Source organism: Scopulibacillus darangshiensis, from assembly GCF_004341035.1.
GTDB classification, from domain to species: domain Bacteria; phylum Bacillota; class Bacilli; order Bacillales; family Sporolactobacillaceae; genus Scopulibacillus; species Scopulibacillus darangshiensis.
The window spans coordinates 36,730-57,519 of record NZ_SLXK01000015.1; the positions used below are offsets into that span (position 1 = coordinate 36,730).

Annotated in this window: 18 protein-coding genes; 12 read left to right on the forward strand and 6 right to left on the reverse strand. The window is 40.5% G+C overall.

What is annotated here, in order from left to right; all coding sequences use genetic code 11:
* Positions 1-192: 192 nt before the first annotated feature.
* Positions 193-429 (forward strand): ferredoxin, encoded by a 237-nt coding sequence (locus EV207_RS11535; protein ID WP_132746310.1) that lies wholly within the window; start codon positions 193-195, stop codon positions 427-429.
* A gap of 51 nt (positions 430-480) precedes the next feature.
* Positions 481-1,713 (forward strand): cytochrome P450, encoded by a 1,233-nt coding sequence (locus EV207_RS11540; RefSeq protein WP_132746311.1) that lies wholly within the window; start codon positions 481-483, stop codon positions 1,711-1,713.
* Positions 1,714-1,715: 2 nt separating this feature from the next.
* On the opposite strand, the gene EV207_RS11545 is transcribed toward EV207_RS11540, so the two are convergent.
* The 6 genes from EV207_RS11545 to gltP form a co-directional block, all read right to left on the reverse strand.
* Positions 1,716-2,618, reverse strand: coding sequence for a TetR/AcrR family transcriptional regulator (locus EV207_RS11545; RefSeq protein ID WP_132746312.1), 903 nt, complete (start codon positions 2,616-2,618; stop codon positions 1,716-1,718).
* A 223-nt stretch (positions 2,619-2,841) separates the two neighbouring features.
* Positions 2,842-3,609 (reverse strand): ABC transporter permease, encoded by a 768-nt coding sequence (locus tag EV207_RS11550; RefSeq protein ID WP_132746313.1) that lies wholly within the window; start codon positions 3,607-3,609, stop codon positions 2,842-2,844.
* On the reverse strand, positions 3,610-4,383 hold the full coding sequence (locus tag EV207_RS11555) for an ABC transporter ATP-binding protein (protein ID WP_132746314.1): 774 nt from the start codon (positions 4,381-4,383) through the stop codon (positions 3,610-3,612).
* Between the two features lie 21 nt (positions 4,384-4,404).
* Positions 4,405-5,121, reverse strand: a complete 717-nt coding sequence (locus EV207_RS11560) for a pentapeptide repeat-containing protein (protein WP_132746315.1) — start codon at positions 5,119-5,121, stop codon at positions 4,405-4,407.
* 18 nt (positions 5,122-5,139) lie between these two features.
* Positions 5,140-5,469: a PadR family transcriptional regulator gene (locus EV207_RS11565; RefSeq protein ID WP_132746316.1), complete on the reverse strand. Its 330-nt coding sequence runs from the start codon at positions 5,467-5,469 to the stop codon at positions 5,140-5,142.
* A gap of 182 nt (positions 5,470-5,651) precedes the next feature.
* Entirely contained in the window at positions 5,652-6,923 is a 1,272-nt protein-coding gene (gene gltP / locus EV207_RS11570) for a glutamate/aspartate:proton symporter GltP (RefSeq protein ID WP_132746317.1), read from the reverse strand.
* Positions 6,924-7,212: 289 nt separating this feature from the next.
* Here gltP and EV207_RS11575 point away from each other — a divergent pair, with 289 nt between their 5' ends.
* From EV207_RS11575 to EV207_RS11620, 10 genes are all read left to right on the forward strand, one after another.
* Complete coding sequence (locus EV207_RS11575) at positions 7,213-8,457, forward strand: sensor histidine kinase (RefSeq protein ID WP_132746358.1); 1,245 nt, start codon at positions 7,213-7,215, stop codon at positions 8,455-8,457.
* Between the two features lie 14 nt (positions 8,458-8,471).
* Positions 8,472-9,398: a response regulator gene (locus tag EV207_RS11580; protein ID WP_132746359.1), complete on the forward strand. Its 927-nt coding sequence runs from the start codon at positions 8,472-8,474 to the stop codon at positions 9,396-9,398.
* A 768-nt stretch (positions 9,399-10,166) separates the two neighbouring features.
* Positions 10,167-11,234 carry an NAD(P)H-dependent flavin oxidoreductase gene (locus EV207_RS11585; RefSeq protein WP_132746318.1) on the forward strand — a complete coding sequence of 356 codons (1,068 nt, stop codon included), beginning with the start codon at positions 10,167-10,169 and terminating at the stop codon, positions 11,232-11,234.
* 445 nt (positions 11,235-11,679) lie between these two features.
* Complete coding sequence (locus EV207_RS11590; RefSeq protein ID WP_132746319.1) at positions 11,680-13,026, forward strand: MFS transporter; 1,347 nt, start codon at positions 11,680-11,682, stop codon at positions 13,024-13,026.
* Positions 13,027-13,363: 337 nt separating this feature from the next.
* Positions 13,364-14,287, forward strand: coding sequence for an alpha/beta hydrolase (locus tag EV207_RS11595; RefSeq protein WP_132746320.1), 924 nt, complete (start codon positions 13,364-13,366; stop codon positions 14,285-14,287).
* 16 nt (positions 14,288-14,303) lie between these two features.
* Complete coding sequence (locus EV207_RS11600) at positions 14,304-15,203, forward strand: DUF6282 family protein (protein WP_132746321.1); 900 nt, start codon at positions 14,304-14,306, stop codon at positions 15,201-15,203.
* The gene (locus EV207_RS11605; protein WP_132746322.1) at positions 15,200-16,609 is read left to right on the forward strand and encodes an FAD-binding oxidoreductase; all 1,410 of its coding nucleotides are present in this window, start codon (positions 15,200-15,202) and stop codon (positions 16,607-16,609) included. The genes EV207_RS11600 and EV207_RS11605 overlap by 4 nt, the downstream gene beginning before the upstream one ends.
* The gene (locus EV207_RS11610; RefSeq protein WP_132746323.1) at positions 16,602-17,936 is read left to right on the forward strand and encodes a (Fe-S)-binding protein; all 1,335 of its coding nucleotides are present in this window, start codon (positions 16,602-16,604) and stop codon (positions 17,934-17,936) included. The genes EV207_RS11605 and EV207_RS11610 overlap by 8 nt, the downstream gene beginning before the upstream one ends.
* Positions 17,937-18,133: 197 nt before the next feature.
* The gene (locus EV207_RS11615; protein ID WP_279389189.1) at positions 18,134-18,793 is read left to right on the forward strand and encodes a FadR/GntR family transcriptional regulator; all 660 of its coding nucleotides are present in this window, start codon (positions 18,134-18,136) and stop codon (positions 18,791-18,793) included.
* A gap of 60 nt (positions 18,794-18,853) precedes the next feature.
* Entirely contained in the window at positions 18,854-20,608 is a 1,755-nt protein-coding gene (locus EV207_RS11620; protein ID WP_132746325.1) for a nitrilase-related carbon-nitrogen hydrolase, read from the forward strand.
* Positions 20,609-20,790: the final 182 nt, after the last annotated feature.

Below are 20,790 nucleotides of genomic sequence, written 5' to 3' on the forward strand. Positions count from 1 at the left end.
GCAGGTCATTCGTTATCAGGCGATAAGGGATGAATGCGGTTCCAAAAACCATTCGTAAGTCTCATGATTGATCGTTGCTGATTGTGTTATGGTTTAAATGACTATTTGGTCATTTGGAGAACTATACATTTTAAAATTGGAATCCAATCCCAAAAATGACGAGGTTAGTCGTGAAGAATGGGAGGTACTATAATGGCAAAATTCGTCGTCGTTAATCAGGAAACATGCATTGGCTGTGGAAATTGCGAAGGCATCGCTCCCGACATATTCGACTTTGATGAAAGTGGTTTGGCGTTTGTTAAATTAGATGGCAATCAAGGGATAAAACCTATACCTGAAGATAAGATTGACGAGGTGTCGGAAGCAATGGACGAGTGTCCTACAGATTCAGTCAAGATTGCTGATCAGCCTTTTGAACAGAAGGATTAATGGATTTCATTTATCGCATGCTCTTTTTAATTTCTTAAATTTGAAAGGAGAATGACTAATATGAAGCAAGCCATTTTTGTGGACGAGATGACACCATTCAAGACAAAGGAGGAGGAATGGCACCCTTATGCTTGGTTTGAGGATATGAGAAAGCATCATCCGGTTTCCTTTCATGAGGGACAACAGGTTTGGAATGTGTTTACTTATGATCATGTTAAGCGTGTTCTTTCCGATCATGAGCTGTTCTCAAGTGTAAGAGATCGGACATTAGTCGCTCCGGCAAGTCAAAATGACGGAACTTCTGATCGAACAAACATCTTATTTTCCGATCCTCCAGAACACAGGAGGCGTCGTTCGCTGCTTTCTGCGGCCTTCACTCCAAGGCATCTGAGAAGTTGGGAACCGCGGATCCAAGCCATTGCTGAAGCATTCATTGACGATATCGATCCAAGCCGGGAGATAGATATTGTTAAATCTTTGGCGAATCCCTTTCCGATAACGGTTATTGCTGAATTGCTGGGGGTACCGCCAGAAGATCGCCATTTATTCCAACAATGGGTCGAAATTATTTTCCTTCCTTTTGATAAAGAAAATATGTCAGACCTTAATAAGAGGAAAGCCGCTGCGGCCCAAGCGTTTTCCGATTATTTACAACCTATTATCAAGGAAAAAAGAGTCCATCCCGCTGATGATATTATCTCCGACTTAATTAACGCTGAGCGTGATGGTGAACCATTAACAGAAGAAGAAATCATCAAGATGACCAGAGGCTTGCTGGGCGCCGGTTTAGAAACAACCTCTCATCTTATCACGAATTGTTTTTATGCTTTTTTATATGACAGCCCTGGTATTTATCGAAAATTAAGAGAGGATCCGGAGCTTGTTCCGCAAGCCATTGAAGAGGTTCTCCGCTATCGGTTTCATATTATGAAAATGGAACGCAGGGTGAAAAAAGATACGGATGTTCTTGGCCCAGAAATGAAAGAGGGAGAAATGATCGTTGCATGGATGAGTGCTGCCAATCTGGATGAGCAAACTTTTGATCATGCTGACCAATTTGACATCGATCGGCCAAATAACCGCAAACATTTAACCTTTAGCACTGGACCCCATTTTTGTTTGGGTGCACCGCTTGCCCGGCTAGAGGTGAAGACAATACTGACGGGGTTTATCAAGCGGTTTTCCAATATTCGCAGTATCCCGTCGTTTGATCTTGAATCCCATTTATCACATTCTATTTTTGGCCAATCCTTGAATTCACTTCCGATTCTAGCCGAACGTTAGTTTTAAATCTTACTTTCTGATTCAGCCATCTGAAGACTGTCCGCAAGCTTCACCCTCATCTCTTTGAGCAAGTGAATCGGTTCAAGGTTGCGAAGCATTCCTTTAAGAATGGCGGTTCTTGGTTTCATGCTCATCAGTTCCTGTTCCATGATGGTCAGGGACTGAACCGCTTCCTTTTTTTGGCTTTCAGAAATTGACAGTGTTTTTAACTGATTTTTAATTTCTTTAATCAACTCGAGAGGATGGACCTTTTCTTCACCCGCTTCTTCTAAGTATACGGACCATAACTTTTCGTTTATTAATGGCTCAACATGATGATTCAATTGGCCTTTCATAATAAAGTCCATTTGAACCATTAAAAACTGAACAACTGTCTCTATATTTAAAGGCAATTTTTTTGCGACGATGAGTTCCATGTATTGTTTGATCATGCCCATTAACAGAAAAGCCCCATCAGCGGCATATGGTTTAATTTGATCCCCATAAATTTTGATTAAAGATTGTTCAAGCCATTTGATCTGAGCAATATTTTGCTGGTGCAAGTAACGATAAATGCTCTTATCCGAGAGACCGGAAAGTTCTTGTCCCTGCAGTCTGTAGAACTCTTGATTTTCAATATAATGACCTAACTTGATTTCAATTTCCCTCGTGAATTTTTCTGTTGAGGACAGGCAAGCGTCTTCCTCAATAAGCGTAATTTGATCTTCAATATGCTGAAAGTAATATTGGAGGATTGTTAAAAGCAAATCTTCCTTTGATTTAAAGTATATATACAAACTCCCTTTTGAAATGCCGCAAATATCAGCGATTTCCTGCATAGATGTCCGATTATAATTTTTGGAGGAGAAAAGCTTCATAGCTGTTATTAAAATGTGTCTTCTTTTATCTGAATCTTTCTTTCTCATCACATCACACCCCGTATTCTAAATATAGCCATCAAAAGCCACATATTTGTACGCTCATAATAACACATGTTTTGATAAGAGGGATAACGCCGGAAAATGGGTATATATGTAATTATAATATTGGAATCTCATATTAACGAAAATATACGCCAAGCCTATGATTATGCCTCCCGGCTTGGCGTTTTTCTAAAGTTCTAGGCTGCGGCATCCTTCTTTAACTAAATCACACCCGCTTTTTATACACCCTCATAGCAAAGAAATAGGCTACGAGCAAAATCCCGATGCACCAGGCAAGAGCGACCCATATATCATTGCCCACCGGCTGATCTGAGAGTAGCGCACGGATAGCCCCTACGATCGAGGTCACCGGCTGGTTTTCGGCAAAGGCGCGAACGACCGACGGCATCGACTCGGTCGGTACAAACGCCGAGCTGATAAACGGCAGAAAGATAATTGGGTAGGAAAGGGCGCTTGCGCCATCCACTGATTTTGCGGACAGTCCGGCAATCGCCGCGACCCAGGTTAATGCCAGCGTAAACAGCGCAAGTATGCCAGCTACCGCAAGCCATGACAATATCCCCGCCGATGAACGAAAGCCCATAACGAGCGCTACGAGAATGATGACGACTACCGATATGGCGTTGGATAAGAGCGAGGTCAGCACATGCCCCCACAGTAAGGTGGAACGTGAAATCGGCATGGTGTGAAACCGCTCGAATATGCCCCGCTGCACATCGGTAAACAGGCGAAAGGCTGTGTAGGATATACCGCTGGCAATAGCAATCAGCAATACGCCGGGCAACAAGTAATTCACATAGTTATCTGTTCCGGCTTGAATGGCACCGCCGAACACATAGACGAACAGCAACATAAGCGCGATCGGCATGATGGTGACCGTGATGATGGTGTCCATACTGCGGGTAATATGGCGCATGGAACGTCCAAGCATAACGCCCATATCGCTGAAAAAGTGTTTCTTTACCGCCTCCATTTACTTTCCCTCCTTTTTGCCGACGATTGCGAGGAATATATCCTCCAAGGTCGGCTGTTTTTCAATATACTCCACCTTTGGGGATGGGAACAGCCTTTTTAGCTCCGAGAGCGTACCATTGACGATAATCCTTCCCTCGTGCAGAATAGCAATCCTGTCGGCAAGCTGTTCAGCCTCCTCCAAATACTGCGTGGTTAGGAATACCGTCGTGCCGCCGTCGGCAAGCTCCTTGATAATTTTCCAAACCTCGATGCGCGCCTCGGGGTCAAGCCCAGTGGTCGGCTCGTCGAGGAATATGATCTGTGGTTTTCCCACAAGGCTCAAGGCGATGTCGAGCCTGCGGCGCATACCGCCCGAATAAGTAGACACCCTGCGGTCGGCGGCGTCTGTCAGGCCGAAGCGTCTAAGCAAGTCGTCCGCAACCCGACGGGGATTGCTGAGGTATCGCAGCTTGGCAATCATGATAAGATTTTCCCGTCCGGTCATAATTTCGTCCACGGCGGCAAATTGCCCGGTCAGACTGATTGCCCGCCGCACATTGTCGGGTTTGGACGCAACATCGAATCCGTTTACGGTGGCGGTTCCGCTGTCCGGTTTGAGCAGGGTCGTTAGGACTTTAACCGTTGTCGTTTTCCCCGCGCCATTGGAGCCAAGCAGGGCAAAAATAGTGCCTTTTTGTACAGTAAAATCGATGTTCTTCAGCACGTTCACATTCTTATACGACTTTTCTAGGCCATGAACAGATATAGCTGTATCAGTTTGCATCAATTGCATCCTCCTTGATTTAAAATGCAGTTAGATGACAGTGACATTAGTCAAGTTTGCTTTATTGCCTTTCAAAACGGCATACGTTAACTTATCCATTGTGGCCCCATCAAAATTAGCCTTTTTAACCATGGTTTTAAATGAAACATTTCTAAAAACAGCATTTTTGAAAGATGTCCCTTTTAACCCGGAGTAATCAAAAATTGTACCAATGAACGTTTGGTTATCAAAACAAACACCTGACAAATCGGAACTGTTAAAATCCGTATGGTTGAAGGCGCAGTTATTAAAGGTAGCCTCTTTCAGTGAGGACTTAGTGATTTTTGCTTTGGTAAGATCAGCGCCATCAAATGTCACTTTAGTTAAATCACTGCATTTGAAGGAGCTGTTCGTCAAATCTGCACCGCTGAAGTCTGATCCTTTCAAAGCGCTGTAGTTAAACTTCCCATCATGTACCTTTACTCCTTTAAAATCGGAATTCTGGAGGTTGGTTTTTGAAAAGTCCATTCCCACCATTTGCTGCAGCTCTCTGGTCTTTGACGTAATGCTTTCTATGATCTCTGATATATCTCCAAGGGAGCTGACAGTCATGCGATAAGCCGCTTCGTCATCATAACCTTGAGCTTTCAAATCCTTCAGCTTCTCATGTAAGTCAGTGTGCAACTCTTCCTTCAATTCCTTGACAGCCTTTAAATCCTCATAGGGTGAGAATACACCGTCTAAATATTTGGTTAATTTCTCATTCATTGTAATTGCCGCCTCTCTTTAAATTAATTGATCAAGAATACGCTTTGCGATCTCCCAATTGTTTTTATTTTCAAGATAAGTTTCTTTTCCTTTTTCTGTTAGGCTATAGTACTTCCTCCTGCCGCCTTGGGCTCCGTCGCCCCAGTAAGAGGTAATGCTATTGTCTTTCTCCAGTCTCTTCAGGCTTGAATACATCGTCGCTTCTTTAAGTTCATACTCGCCGCCGGATTTTGAGTGTATCAATTTCGATATTTCGTATCCATATTTATCTCCGCTCATCAATAACTTCAAGATAATTGTATCTGTATGCCCTCTTAGTAAGTCCGAGGAGATTTTATTATCAACCACTATCTCACCTCCATGAGTATAATATATATCACATTACTATGACTGTCAATGTATTATTTTAATCAATGTATTAAATTAATCATAACTGAACTTTAGGTCACCTTGACTTTCCTATTGCTAAGCAGCGCAAAAGGCGAGCTAAGAGGATTGTTACCCTCGAAGCTCGCCTTTGTTTTGTTATTCTAAGCTGTTTTTTCTTCCTTTAATGACTCGATGTACTTTTGTGATTTCAGTTTATTAAAGCCGCCTTCCCATTTCGATAACACAATTGCGGCTAAGGAATTACCGACGACATTGACAGCTGTTCGGGCCATGTCCAAAATCCGGTCGACGCCAGCAATGAAGGCTAAGCCTTCTACAGGAATGCCTACTGATCCAAGTGTCGCAAGTAACACGACGAATGAAACACCAGGGACACCGGCAATACCTTTTGAGGTCACCATTAAGGTCAAGACTAAGACAATCTGCTCTGTGATCGACAGATGGATGCCATACATTTGCGCGATAAAGATAGCAGCAATGGCTTGATAAAGTGTAGACCCATCAAGATTGAAAGAGTATCCTGTCGGAATAACGAACGATGTCACAGACTTCGGGCAACCGAACTTCTCCATCTTTTCCATAAGTTTCGGAAGAACTGTTTCAGAACTTGATGTTGAGTAAGCGAGAATCAACTCATCTTTTAATATTTTCAATAAAGAAAAGATGTTCACACCAACAAATTTAGCAACGAGCCCTAATACCACAAGGATGAAAAAAATCATAGCACCGTACACAAGTATGATCAGCTTACTTAACGGAATGAGTGAATCGACACCAAACTTGGATACTGTGACACCAATGAGTGCGAACACCCCAAATGGAGCAAACTTCATCACTTGATTGGTTACCCAGAACATGGTATCGGCCGTCCCTTGGAAGAATTGCAGAACAGGTTTTCCTCTCTCGCCAATTACCGCGACGCCTAATCCGAACATAACTGAAAAGAAGATAATTGGAAGCATATCACCGCTTGCAAGGGACGAAATAATGTTTTCTGGAACAATGTTAACGATCGTATCAGCAAATCCATGACCTTCAACATCATCGGTTGTTTTCTGATAACTTGAGATATCTGTTTTGTGGATGTTAGTCATATCAATGCCTGTCCCAGGGTGGAACAAGTTAGCAGCGGCTAAACCGATGATAATCGCGAAGGTAGTTATGATTTCAAAGTAAAGGAGTGTTTTTCCTCCCATTTTCCCAAGCTTCTTAACATCACCAACACCTGCAACACCGACAATCAGGCAAGAAATAACGATAGGAATGACAATCATCTTTATTAAATGAAGAAAAATATCACCGATTGGCTGCAAATAAGTAGAAACATGTGGATTTCCGTAAAAGATAGCACCGACAATAATACCAAGAACAAGGCCAACAAAAATTTGTGTTGCTAACCCGAATTTTTTCATTCAGTCACCTCTTTTTAAATTCTTTGTAAGACACAAGTGTAACCGCTTTCACCGTTTGCATGTGCCTTTTTTGAAAGTTATATAATTGCATTTTATATAGTAAACTACAAAAAAAGACGCAAAAAGACAAAAGGATACAAAAAGAACATGATTTTAAGGATGATGTGGCTTGTGTCCATTTGTTTTTGCCTTAATAAAACGGTATACTTGGGGTCTATACTGAGGTGGAGGTAACGTCCTCTTGAAACAACGCTTGATCTTGAATAAAGATATCAAATTAATTATTTTGATGATGGTGATCGTACCTTTAGCTGGTGAGTTGAAATTTTATCCTTTTAATGATACGTATCGGGTTAGTTTTGCACCGCCTGCTTTTTTCTTTTTCTTGTTATTTTTGCGTAAGGTCCCGGCGTTTTTGCCGGGTTTTTTAATTGGCCTTTCCATTGTGGGCTTCCGCGTTATTTTAGATGTTTTGACGATTGGGCACTTGGCGTGGTCTGGCGCTTTTGGAACATATTATCCCGTCTTTTTATATTATTTTACTTATAGTTGTGTTTTTTATTTGTTGAAGATTAATCGCTTTCACGACCGCTCCTTTCTCATCGGTTTCTTTGGGGTGATCGCTGAAGTTATCTCAGACCTTGTTGAGTTGGTCACTGAGTACGGGATATCGCATAATCCCCCGACATTGATGGTCTTTAACAAAGTTTTCATTATCGCGATTTTCCGCAGCTTTTTTGTCCTTGGTTTTTTCAATATGATGAAACTCTATGAGTCACGCCTTAAAGGGAGCCAGGTCCGTAACCAAAATCAACATCTGATGATGCTCGTATCCAATTTATACGAGGAATCCATTCATTTAAAGAAGACACTGCGAAATGCTGAAAACATTACGAAAAAGTCATATGATCTATATAAAGATTTGAAGCAAGCGGATGTCTCTATTGAGGAAAGCCGCAGCAAGGCCTTAGCCATTGCAGGTGAGGTTCATGAGATCAAAAAAGATAATCAGCGCATTTTTGCCGGGCTTTCCAATCTGATTTCCAAGGAGAATCTTCAAGATTATTTGCCTGTCGATGATCTTATAAGAGTCGTTGTCCGTTCGAATAGGAAATATGCCCGTTTACATGGAAAGGATATTGACTTCGTAAGCGATATTAACGGGGAGCACCCTGACTATCATGTTTATACCATCCTTTCGATACTTAATAATCTTGTCGCGAACGCCGTCGAGGCGATAAAGGAAACAGGGACAATTACGATCAGTATAAATAAGTTGGGCGATAGTGTTGAATGTCGTATAGGTGATAATGGTCCGGGGATCTCACCGAAACATCAACAATTAATTTTCAAACCCGGTTTCACATTAAAATATGACCAAGAAGGCAATTCATCAACTGGTATTGGGTTATCCTACGTCAAAGAAATAGTCGAACAACTTGAAGGTGAGATCGGACTGGAAGAGGGGCCGGAGGGTATGGAAACGGTTTTTTTGATACGGTTACCTGTAAGGCATTTAACTAAGGAAGGGTGAAGGAAGGTATCATGATGCGCTTTTTTATCATAGATGATGATGACGCTGTACGGTCGATGTTAGCCCAAATCATAGAGGATGAGGATCTTGGTGAAATAGCAGGGGAAGCTGAAGACGGGTCGATGTTGAATCAGAATACATTGGCATTGAAAAACGTCGATATCTTATTTATTGATTTATTGATGCCGATACAAGATGGCATCGAAACCGTTCGCCAAATCAAACCGTTTTATAAAGGCAAAATTATTATGATTTCCCAAGTTGAGTCGAAGGCCATGATTGGTGAAGCTTATTCACTAGGGATTGAATATTATATAACAAAGCCCATTAATAAATTTGAGGTATTAGGAATTATTAGACGGGTGATTGAACGGATTCGGTTAGAAAGGTCAATCCAGGATATTCAAAAATCACTCAGTGCTGTATTTGATTCCAAAGGTGGCCAAACCCGGCGGGAAGAACCTTTAAATGAGCCACAATTAAGAGCGGCGGGCCGCACGCTTTTGGCTGAGTTGGGTATAGCAGGTGAAAATGGCAGTAAGGATATGTTTGATATATTGGATTATCTTCATTGTGAGCAGACGGCAAAATCTGAACAAGGTTTACCTGCCCTTAAGGGGATTTTTGAAAGCATTGCACAAAGAAGACTTGGGGAGTCGGCATCGGCTATTGAGTTAAATAGAGAAATTAAGGCATCAGAACAACGGGTTCGCAGGGCGATTTCCCAATCGCTGAATCATTTGGCTTCCCTTGGATTAACGGATTACATGAATCCGAAATTTGAAAAGTATGCGCCGGCGTTTTTTGATTTTACAACTGTCAGGAAAAAGATGAACGAACTAAAAGATGGCTCAACAGCTCCAGCTTCTTATCGTATTAATACAAAAAAGTTCATTCAAGTGCTCTATTATGAGGCGAGTAAGCTTCTTTTTGACAGGTGAAATCATTATGCATCTTGCTGGAGGGTGTTATGAAATTCGTAGGGCCGTTTAATTTTTGCTGTGAAATTGGATTGGACAAAACCCAGGTTCGCGGCGGTTTTCGTTATATTTCCTTCACTCGCACTTAACAGCTCCTTATATTATAATATCTCCACTTACAAGTGAACTAAATTAAAACTATAAAAACCTAAAATAATCTGACAAAAAATTAAAATTAAAACGCCCGAAATCCTGAATAAATGCAATGGTTTCAGGCGGTCAAAAAGGCAATCACGCTGTAAAACTTGGGGGGGGTTATCGGACTCTCAGAGGCTGTCTATTAACTCTGGATAAATTATAATAACCTTTCCATTTTGGTGATTTTTAAGGTTTTTATGCCTAAAAATGCTCATTTTCCATCAATAATCGGTATTAATGAGGTCCGTAAATATGGTCGTGGACGGTTTCCACAATTAGTAGACATCCTCTCTCAGTCCTATAACCCGGCTTTTGCAGTTAAAAAGGAAGGAAAGCGGCTATAACCCTTGGGATAACTAGATTAGCCGTTTTTTGTCACATAATTGTAGTGTGAAACAACCTTTTTCTCTAATATCTTTTATTCATCTTAGTAAAATGCACTTGCGATTTCAGACTTAACCCCCTCCAGGCTATGCTAGACATCAATATTAGTGATGATAAATAACATAAAACATCATTTTACGTGCCGATTTTTAACAACTATAATCAATATAAAAGATTTTGCTAAAAATCGCTAGGAGGAGTGGTTGGATGTGGTATGAGAATAAGCTTACACAAGACCTAGGCATTAAATATCCTATTATACAGGCTGGGATGGCTGGGGGCACGACGACACCAGAATTAGTGGCGGCGGTTTCAAATAGCGGAGGGCTTGGAACCCTAGGGGCGGGTTATATGAGTCCGGAACAGACGAAAGAGGCCATTCAGGAGATCAAACAGCTCACGGGCCAGCCTTTCGGTGTTAATATCTTCATCCCTGAAATACCGGATGTATCAGAAGAAACAATTGAAAAAGCAAATGAGTGGCTGCGCCCCTTTAGAGAAGAACTGCAACTAACTGAACCGGAAATCAAAAAGCAGGCGGCATCTCTTTTTGAAAAGCAGATCGCCATTATTTTGGAAGAACGCGTGCCGGTCTGCAGTTTTACATTTGGCGTGCCTGCAAAAGACATCATCAGAAAGTTAAAAAAGGAAAATATTGTTGTCATCGGGACGGCGACAACTGTCAGAGAGGCGATCATTAATGAAGAGATTGGCATGGATATGGTCGTGATGCAAGGCAGTGAAGCCGGGGGGCATCGCGGGACTTTTTCGGGGCCATTTGAAAAGGCGATGATTGGAACGATGTCACTCATTCCGCAAGCGGTCGATCATGTTAATATTCCAGTGATTGCTGCAGGCGGTATTATGGACGGGAGAGGTGTTCTGGCAGCGCTGACCTTAGGAGCGGGGGCCGCCCAAATGGGGACCGCCTTTGTCACAAGCCAAGAGAGTGGTGCGAAAAAGCAACAAAAAGAGGCGATTTTGAACGGTACTGAAGAAGAACCTATGATCACCTCAGTATTTAGCGGCAAGCCAGCTAGAGGGATTCAGAATGAGTTTATGGAGAGAATGGCTGAATATGAAAATGAGCTGCCGGATTATCCGGTGCAAAATGCCTTAACCAAAGAAATTCGCAGTGAAGCGGCAAGACAAAATCGACCCGAATGGCTTCACCTTTGGAGTGGTCAAAGCCCACGTCTAAGCAAAGGGCAGCCGGCAAGTGTGATCATTTCAGACATCATTGCTCAAGTCAATGACATTATAAAAGAGAGATAAGGAAATAGGATGTCTATTCGAGCTAAGACTAAATGAGGACCGGTGTGGAGTAAAAACGCTCCACACCGGTCCTTTCCAATAACCATAAACTTTTTTATAGTACCCTATGACACATTGCTCCTGCTAGTTAATATTTTTTATGGTTTATACAATTTTAAATAATATGTTTACTTGATCAGGACTATATTGTATACTTGTATTACAACTAAATGTTAACGCTTTCTTCAGGTGTGCAAGTTTTACATATTAAACAGGAGAAATAATGTTCCCTGAAATATCAGCTTGATTGGTTGGGGCATTGATGGCCCCAAATTCTAAATGAACAGGTAGAAGCCATTACTATTTTAGTAAAATGATAATGAAGAAGCAGCAAACATTTTGTTGCTTTTTCTGTTTTCAAAGGGTTTAATCCATTTTGTGTTTTTAGAAAGGGGAAAGGAGATTTATGGAAAAAAATATTATGCTAGATGATGCGCCTCTTAATAAGTTTCATATAAAAATTACCGCTCTTACTTTCGGGGGGAATTTCAGTGATGGTTACGCCCTTGGGATCATTGGTATCGCCCTTACACTATTTGCCAAACAAATGAATCTTAATGCGGTGTGGATAGGGCTAATTGGGAGTTCAGCTCTCATTGGACTGTTTTTAGGCAGTCTAGTATTAGGTTGGCTGTCCGACCGTATTGGCAGATATAAAATATTCATTTTTAACTTTTTATTGATCACCGTTGCGTCGTTTTTGCAGTTTTTTGTAGATAATGGTGTAGAACTGTTTATTTTGCGGACTATCATCGGTATCGGGCTCGGGGGAGATTATGCCGTAGGAGTCACGCTTCTTGCTGAATTTTCACCAAAAAAGTATCGAGGCCATATTCTCGGATCTCTAAGCGCATTATGGACGTTCGGTTATGTCGCTGCAACTCTTGTCGGTTTTTATTTAGAGGATCTTGGCCCCGATGCATGGCGCTGGATGCTTGCGAGCAGCTGTATTCCGGCCCTGATCATTCTTCTGTTGAGAATTGGTACACCTGAATCACCAAGATGGCTTGTAAGCAAAGGGCGGATTGAAGAGGCTAGGCAAATCGTGAGGAAGTACGTTGGTTTCAATGTCGAATTAGCTGAAAATATCAAAGAACTTCCAAGTAATTTTTCTGCACTTTTTAGCAAGAAGCTTGGGAAACGTACGGCATTTAGTGCATTGTTTTACGTCTGTCTTACCCTTCCGTACTTTGCCATCTATACGTTTCTCCCATCCATATTAGCGCATATGGGTTTAAAAGAAGACTTTATGACAGATTTGCTTTTAAACGCGTTTCTGCTTATTGGTGGGCTATTAGGTATTTTGTTTACGGTTAAATTTTCGCGAAGATTTTTTTTGATCGGATCTTTTGTCATCCTGACAATATCGTTGTTCAGTCTTGGTGTGTTGCCTAGTATTTCTCTTTCTTTTACGATCATAAGTTTTATAATTTTCACACTGATTATGTCGGCTGTCAGCAATCTTACACAGGTATATCCGTCCGAGGTATTTCCAACGGAAGTTCGTTCCTCTGGGGTTGGAATGGCTACATCCTGCAGCCGGCTTGGCTCAGCCCTCGGAACGTTTCTCTTGCCTATCAGTATTAATGCTTTTGGAATAACCGTTTCAATTCTTGCCCTAACAGCAGTATTGTTAATTGGTACCATTGTGACAATCTTTTGGGCACCCGAAACAAAAGGCGTGTCATTAAATGAATCAGCGCATGATACACATGACAAAGAAAGCGCTGAGAAGAACAAAGCCATTCAATGAATAAAGCAAGAAATTAATACCGGTCATTTGACCGGTATTTTTGCGGTTTACCCGGAAGTTGCGTCTAACGTCACTCACATATAAAGATATTTTTTAATGTCTGCACAATTTTAAATAATGTGTTTACGTATTTTAAATTATATTGTATACTTGTCTTACAACTTGTTGTTAACGCTTTCTTTAATAATGACATCAGGTTACAAGGCAACAGAGTATTGTTGGTATTGGTGGTGAATTCATCTTTATAAACTGAGGAATAGAAAAGGTCGAATTTATTAAAATTTCGTATATGCTTTGATCCTTATAAAAAATACTTAATAACCTTGGAGGGTTAAAAATGATTGAAAAGAAAATTAGTTTTTACAGCGAAGGCTTTAAATTAGATGGATCTCTTTATTTTCCTGAGGATTTTCAACCAGGAGAAAAACGTCCAGCAATTATTCCGAATTCAGGTTATCAAGGATTTAATGAATTCTATCCGAAGATGTTCGCTAAGCAACTTACAAAGGCTGGTTATGTGTGTTTAGGTTTTGACTACAGAGGTTTTGCAGATAGTGAAGGAGATAGAGGGCATGTTATTTTAAAAGAACAAGTGGAAGATATAAATAATGCTATTACATTTTTGCAACAGCAAGATGGTGTAGACCCTGAACGCATTGGTTTGATTGGTTGGGGTATGGGCGCTTCGAACGTGATTGATGTTACAGCTCATAATAAGAAAGTATCGGCGGTTGCTGCATTAAATGGTTTTTACTATGGTGCACGATGGTTGAAGGCCATTCACCCTTACAAAGATTGGGTAAATATTTTAGAATCTGTTGAAGAGGATAAAGTCAATAAGGTGATGACTGGAGAATCCCATTTAGCTGACACTTTCATTCATTATCCTTTGGATCCGGCAACGGAAGATTATGTTGAAAAAGAGTTGGCGCAAATCAAAGGTTTCGGGGAACAAACCAGATTAGAATTCTCAAATAGTATTATAGAAATGAATGTAGAGAAGTATGTAAAAGATATTTCACCTCGCCCTGTATTTATCGGACATGGTAAAGACAATCTCTTACATCCATATGAGGAAGCGACAGCTTTATATGAAGCCGCTGAAACGCCTAAAACTCTATATACAGTTGATGGTAAACATAATGACTTTATGTACTCTGAACACGAAGAGTTTCAAAAGTTAATGACCCATCTACTTGCTTTTTTCAACGAACACTTATCAGAAAAAAATGAGGAAGTAAAAGAACTCAACTTTAATTAAAGGGAAGGATCTTTATATGAAAGCTCAAACAAACTTTCATCCTCTATTAAAAGGCGCAATTGAATTACATGTTCACAGTTCACCAAGCATTTTCCCTAGAAAACAGACAGACTGGGAATTAATTGAGGATGCCTATCAGGCGGGTATGGGCGGTGTCGTTTTGAAGGCCCATGAAGGGCAGACCTATGATCGTGCCACTTTGCTGCAGGAGAAATATCCATCATTAAAGATATTCGGGGGATTAGTTTGTAATTTGTTTAGTGGTGGATTATCCCCATATACCGTTAATATGGCGCTTCAGATGGGCGCAAAGGTTATTTGGATGCCCACAATATCTGCGAAGCAACACCAGGATTATTATAGTGCTCGGTCTACAGGCAATTTGTTTAATAGTGATCAACCGCTTGATCAGCCTTATGGGATTAAAATATTAGATGAAAATGAGCGATTATTGCCAGAGGTTAATGAAATTCTATCACTGATTGCCGAAAAAGATACAGTTTTAGCGACCGGACATCTATCACCGCATGAAGTGGAAATTTTGGTTAATGAAGCTCAAAATATCGGGGTTAAAAGAATATTAATTCAACATGCCGATTTAGGTATCGCAAAAATTCCATTTGAAATGCAAAAAGAGCTCGCTGAAAAGGGATGTATACTTGAAAAATGTTATTTAGCCTGCAGCACTGATTTTAACAGTATTTCGATTGAGCAAATGGCAGATAGCATTCAAAAATTGGGGGCTTCTTCATGTGTCCTTGTGACTGATTATGGGCAACAACACCATATCCCGCCGATTGAAGCTTTAAGTGAGTTTATTGAAAAATTACTGGATCAGGGCATTAGAGAAGAAGATATTCAGCAAATGCTTGTGAATAATACAAAACAATTATTGGATTTTGGTGAAGAGCAATGAGTAAAGATTGGCTTAACGCGTTACAATCACAATTTGGTAATGATCGGGTAATGACCGAAACAAAAGATACCCATAGTTATAGTTTTGATGCTTCATTTGGTTCATTTGTACCTGAAGCAGTCATTCAAGTTTATACCAAAGAAGAAATTGTTAAAATACTGAAGGTAGCAAATGAATATGCCGTTCCGGTTTATCCAAGAGGACAAGGGACTTCCCTAAGCGGGGGTCCCTTGCCTGTCAAAGGCGGCATCGTCATTGATATGGCTCAATGGGACAATGATTTAAAAGTGTACCCCGAGGATCTTATTGTTGTCGCCTCACCAGGGGTCAAAACGTCTGCAATCAACGAAGCAGCTGGCAAATATGGGTTAATGTATCCTCCCGATCCGAGCAGTTCGCATGTTTCAACAATTGGGGGAAATTTAGCGGAAAATTCAGGTGGTCCCAGGGGATTGAAGTATGGTGTCACCAAAGATTATGTCATTGGATTAGAAGTTGTCACACCGGAAGGCGAAATCATTCGAACCGGCGGTAAAACGATAAAGAATGTGACAGGTTATGATCTTACAAAATTAATTGTTGGTTCTGAAGGCACTTTAGGGATTATTACTGAAGCTGTCCTCAAAATTATTCCTAAGCCACAGTTTTCTAAAACAATGATGGCGGTCTTTGATTCAGTTGTTACGTCGGGAGAGGCCATTTCCAAAGTATTAACATCAGGTCTTCTGCCGGCAAAAATAGAGTTAATGGATCAGGCCTCTATTGAAGCGGTTGAAAATTTCAAACCAATAGGGCTTCCGGTTAATGCCGAAGCTATATTACTCATTGAGGTCGATGGTCATGAGGAAACGGTTAACGAAGAAGTTAATCAAATCCATGGCATATTAAATGAACTTGGTGCAACAGATGTTGTGATTCCAGAAACAAAAGAAGAAGAACAACATTTATGGATGGCAAGAAAACTAGTGTCTCCAGCGATAACAAGGGTTAAACCAACAAAGGTCTCTGAGGATGCGACAGTACCTAGGAGCCAAATTCCTCAAATGATTGAAAAGCTAAATGCGATAAAAGAAAAATACCATGTCAATCTTGTTGTCTTTGGCCATGCGGGTGATGGTAATCTTCATCCAAACATTATTTGTGATAAACGGGACAAAGAAGAAATGATACGGGTGGAAAAGGCCGTTGCGGAAATTTTTGAAGCGGCTGTCAGCCTCGGGGGAACATTATCCGGTGAGCATGGCATCGGCACCATGAAAGCGCCATTTATGGAGATGGAATTAGGGAAAGCTGGTCTTGATATGATGAAACGGATCAAGAAGGCTTGGGATCCCAATGACATTTTAAACCCAGGGAAAATATTCACATCGGATCAAAATAATGAGTTGGTGTTAAGCCATGGATAAGGAACTTAAACAACTACAAGAAAAAATTAACTATGATAAAACATTTGACTGTGTTCAATGTGGTTATTGTCTGCCCGCTTGTCCCACCTATGAAACCATGAAAAAGGAAACCCATTCGCCAAGGGGACGAATTAATTTAGTCAAAGAGTATGCGGAAGGGAAAATTAGTGTTGAAGATTTAAAAGAACCTATTGATAAATGCCTGGGATGTAATGCTTGTACGGTTGTCTGTCCAACAAATGTACAGTACGGCAAAATACTCGAAGGTGCAAAACATGTTATCGAAGAGAAGCGTACAAAATCCAAGAAAGAAGAATGGGTGGAGAACCTTATTTTTGACAAAGTCTTCCCTTCGCGCAAATGGATGAAGCGGATCGGAAATGTTTCTTGGTTGTATCAAAAATCGGGGTTACAGAGCTTGGCTCAAAAAATAAAAATGACGAGTATTGCACCGTTGCATTTGGATCAATTTGAAAAGGTCTTGCCCGATCTCCCTTCGCCAACAAAAAGAAAGTCCCGGCCAAAGGTTATTAAAGCCGAGGGTGAGACACGTATGCGGGTTGGTTTTTTTACCGGTTGTATAATGGACAGTGTCTTTTTCGAGATTAATAAAAAAACAATCGAGTTACTCATTAAAGCAGGCTGTGATGTCGTCATTCCTGAAACCCAAACATGTTGCGGTGCGCTTCATGCCCATTCAGGGAAAGTTGAAAGTTCTAGGCAATTAGCAAAACAAAATATGATTGCCTTTGAGGAAGAGCATGTCGACGTTATCGTTAATAATGCTGGTGGCTGTGGGGCGAGGCTCGTTGAATATGAAGAGTTATTTACTGACGAGCAATGGAAAGAAAAGGCCAAATCGTTTGTAGAGAAGACCAGGGATGTAAGTCAAATACTCTATGAAGCGCTAGATCAGATAGAATTTACACGTCCGATCAACGACATTGTCACATATCAAACGTCTTGTCATATGATCAATGTCCAAAAGGTAACTAAGGAACCATTTGAGCTGCTGCAATCTATACCAGGCATTGAATATAGACAATTCAAAGGATATGACCGTTGTTGCGGTTCAGCCGGCATTTATAACATGTTGAACTATGATGATGCAATGGACATATTAGATAAGAAGATGACGCATGTTAAGGTAAGCCGGGCACATACGATTGTCACAACAAACCCTGGCTGTCTTTTGCAAATGAAATTGGGTATACAAAGGGAAGGGTTACAAGGAAAGATGCGTGCCGTTCACCTCGTTGAACTGTTGCATGAAGCGGAACCTGTTTCCAAAGAACGACAAGTCACAGCGATTTCAAATAATGCGTAAATATTTTAACGAATTAAATATTTCCAAAGGCTTTTTTCCTATGTATACTTGTAATATAAGTATGATGAAAGTATTTTAAATTGCTTTGAGTATCTAATGAGGAAAAGAAGCAATGAATAAAATGATTCAATTCAAGTGTACCTCTAAGAAAGAAGTGATGAGTCCTGAAAATTGAAAGAAAAAAAGTATCAGAACAAATTACTGATTGGATAAAAGAAATGATAAAAGAAGGGAAGTATAAGCCGGGGGAGAAACTTCCAGCGGAAACAAAGTTATCGGAGATGTTTAATGTCAGCCGTCCCCCTATTAGAGAAGCACTAAGGGTTCTGGAAGCCAGCGGTGTCATTAAATCCAAACAAGGCGGCGGCAGTGTTGTTCAACCTATTTCAATTACAAATTTAATGGAAAAAACGACATTGGAAATGGTTAACATTGATGAAGTGCTCCATCTTCTTGAAGTTAGAATAATTTTAGAATCGCAAACGGCGGTTCTGGCTGCCAAAAGAAGAGATGACAGAGATCTTGAATGTATTCAAGAAGCGCTAAATGATATGCGTCTGGCTATTGACAATGAAGAGTCGATTGGACATAAGCAGGACATTGATTTCCATACTGCTATAGTAAAAGCGGCACATAACCCAGTATTACAGCAAACGATGGATGGTATCTCAAATTTGTATTATAGTGCCACTAAATTCTCCTTAAAGAAAAACGTCGGCCTCTATCAAAAAAGACAACAAGTATTACAAGAACACGAAAACATAGCTGAAGCCATTAGGTTACAAGACGAAGAGGCGGCGAAAGAGGCCATGTCACTTCATCTTAAAAATGCACGGCTTAAACTTGAAAAATATTAATTTTCATTTTATAGAGGAGCCTCTATTTTTAACCATTCAATAAATTAGGAGCAATGTTGTATGAAATGTGTAAATCAGTCATTTAAGGCGGCCGCGCTGCAATTTAATCCTATGCTAAGAGAGAAAAAAGAAAATATAAATAGACTCTATCGTGATGCTGAGGCAGCTTTTAAAAATGGAGCTAAACTAGTCGTAGCACCAGAAATGGCGACTACCGGCTATTTATTCAAAGATAGGGATGATATCCTGCCCTATGTTGAACCTATTCCTGGAACGACGACTGAGTTTTTCAGCCTATTAACAAGTGAATATAACAGTTATATAGCATTCGGGATGCCTGAAAAGGATCCAGCAACGAATATTTATTATAATACCTCTGTGCTTATTGGTCCCGAAGGTTATGTTGGGAAGTATAGAAAAATACATTTGTGGGAAGCAGAGGCTCACTGGGCTGCAATGGGCGATTTAGGCGTGCCTGTTTTCCATACGAATATTGGTAATATAGCAATGAACATTTGTATGGATTCTTCTTATTACGAAACCGCCAGACTTGCAGCTATTAGGGGAGCGGATATCTTAGCTTTTCATACGAATTCTTCATCGCAGGCTATTTCGACACTTCCTGCTCGAGCACAACAAAATGGGCTTTATGTGATCAGCGCAAACCGTTCGAATACTGAAAATGGGTTTCATATGATTGGCGCCAGTGCCATTTGGTCTCCGATGGGACAGAAATTAGCTGAAGGCCCATATTCTCCTAATGAAGAAACAGACATAGATCAAACTCATTTCATTTATGGTGATATTGATCCCAAACAATATAACAATGAAAATAAAGGATTATTAATTTCAAGGCGCCCTGAGTTGTATAAAGAAATTGTACAATTTATTCAACCATGGGATTATACAAAGAACACGGATCCAAAGAATGTGACAGCCTTGGCTGTGCAATATACACCCGTAAGTGATAAAGAAGCGAATATGGCGAGAGTAAGGGAGCTCATTACAAGGGCTGTTGAGGAAAGTGATAACCCAGTTAAGCTTATAGTCTTGCCTGAACTTTCCTTTACGGGTCCTGTGACGGATCAATTCGCCCATCAATTATCAGAAACTAATCATGGCATGTCATATGAATTTGTGTCCGAATTGGCGAAAAGGTTTAACACATCTATTGTTTTTGGGATAGTAGAACAAGATAACGATCATTTGTATAATACAGCGCTTCTCATCGGTAAGATGGGTGAAATTAAGGGCAAATATAGAAAAACCCATTTGAACCAAGAAGAACAAAATTGGGCTGAGGCTGGATCAAAGCTATCTGTTTTCGAAATAGAAGATTTAGGTCGCATAGGCCTTTTAATTGGTGATGATGTCCTTTTTCCGGAGACCTATGGATCATTGGCTATTCAAAGGGCAGATATTCTTGCCATTCCAACATCTTGGTACGGGCAATACAGCGGCCCCCGGGAGATCAACGAAAATATTTCTGAAAGCAAGTATCCGCAAAACGCTATTGTTTTGTGGGATGACGTGTCGATTGGCGCGCAGGCTTATACAATATTTTCAAACTTTGTTGGAGGAAAATACTCATTTAAAGGCGGCAGTGGTTTATATACATTAGATCCTTATTATGGATTGGATGAACCGAAAATTGGATCTCAAAATAGGGAGGAAGCTATACTCGTTAATTTTGAAACGATTCAACAGGATCACTGGTTTAACCAAGAAAAATTAACCCAATCGCGGCGTCCTTATTTTTATATGCCTTTGATTGTAGAAAATACAAAAGTGAAAGATCTTGATCCAATCACTTAAATTTTGCAATTTGAATGCTGAAAAACGTATAGATATAAACGTGAGAATCCTCCGAGTCTGAAGGATTCTTTTTTATGCGCTAATTTGTCAAAGTATGCATTAAGAAAGCCACACTCGGTATCCCATGCTCTTCCTGTAAATAAGATTTTCTTAGTTAATCAGAAAGTATAACTTTCTGACGC

Coding starts and splice junctions, on each gene's coding strand:
- EV207_RS11535 (WP_132746310.1), top strand. CDS start 193: ATGGCAAAATTCGTCGTCGTTAATCAGGAAACATGCATTGGCTGTGGA.
- EV207_RS11540 (WP_132746311.1), top strand. CDS start 481: ATGACTAATATGAAGCAAGCCATTTTTGTGGACGAGATGACACCATTC.
- EV207_RS11545 (WP_132746312.1), bottom strand. CDS start 2,618: ATGAGAAAGAAAGATTCAGATAAAAGAAGACACATTTTAATAACAGCT.
- EV207_RS11550 (WP_132746313.1), bottom strand. CDS start 3,609: ATGGAGGCGGTAAAGAAACACTTTTTCAGCGATATGGGCGTTATGCTT.
- EV207_RS11555 (WP_132746314.1), bottom strand. CDS start 4,383: ATGCAATTGATGCAAACTGATACAGCTATATCTGTTCATGGCCTAGAA.
- EV207_RS11560 (WP_132746315.1), bottom strand. CDS start 5,121: ATGAATGAGAAATTAACCAAATATTTAGACGGTGTATTCTCACCCTAT.
- gltP (WP_132746317.1), bottom strand. CDS start 6,923: ATGAAAAAATTCGGGTTAGCAACACAAATTTTTGTTGGCCTTGTTCTT.
- EV207_RS11575 (WP_132746358.1), top strand. CDS start 7,213: ATGATGGTGATCGTACCTTTAGCTGGTGAGTTGAAATTTTATCCTTTT.
- EV207_RS11580 (WP_132746359.1), top strand. CDS start 8,472: ATGCGCTTTTTTATCATAGATGATGATGACGCTGTACGGTCGATGTTA.
- EV207_RS11585 (WP_132746318.1), top strand. CDS start 10,167: ATGTGGTATGAGAATAAGCTTACACAAGACCTAGGCATTAAATATCCT.
- EV207_RS11590 (WP_132746319.1), top strand. CDS start 11,680: ATGGAAAAAAATATTATGCTAGATGATGCGCCTCTTAATAAGTTTCAT.
- EV207_RS11595 (WP_132746320.1), top strand. CDS start 13,364: ATGATTGAAAAGAAAATTAGTTTTTACAGCGAAGGCTTTAAATTAGAT.
- EV207_RS11600 (WP_132746321.1), top strand. CDS start 14,304: ATGAAAGCTCAAACAAACTTTCATCCTCTATTAAAAGGCGCAATTGAA.
- EV207_RS11605 (WP_132746322.1), top strand. CDS start 15,200: ATGAGTAAAGATTGGCTTAACGCGTTACAATCACAATTTGGTAATGAT.
- EV207_RS11610 (WP_132746323.1), top strand. CDS start 16,602: ATGGATAAGGAACTTAAACAACTACAAGAAAAAATTAACTATGATAAA.
- EV207_RS11620 (WP_132746325.1), top strand. CDS start 18,854: ATGAAATGTGTAAATCAGTCATTTAAGGCGGCCGCGCTGCAATTTAAT.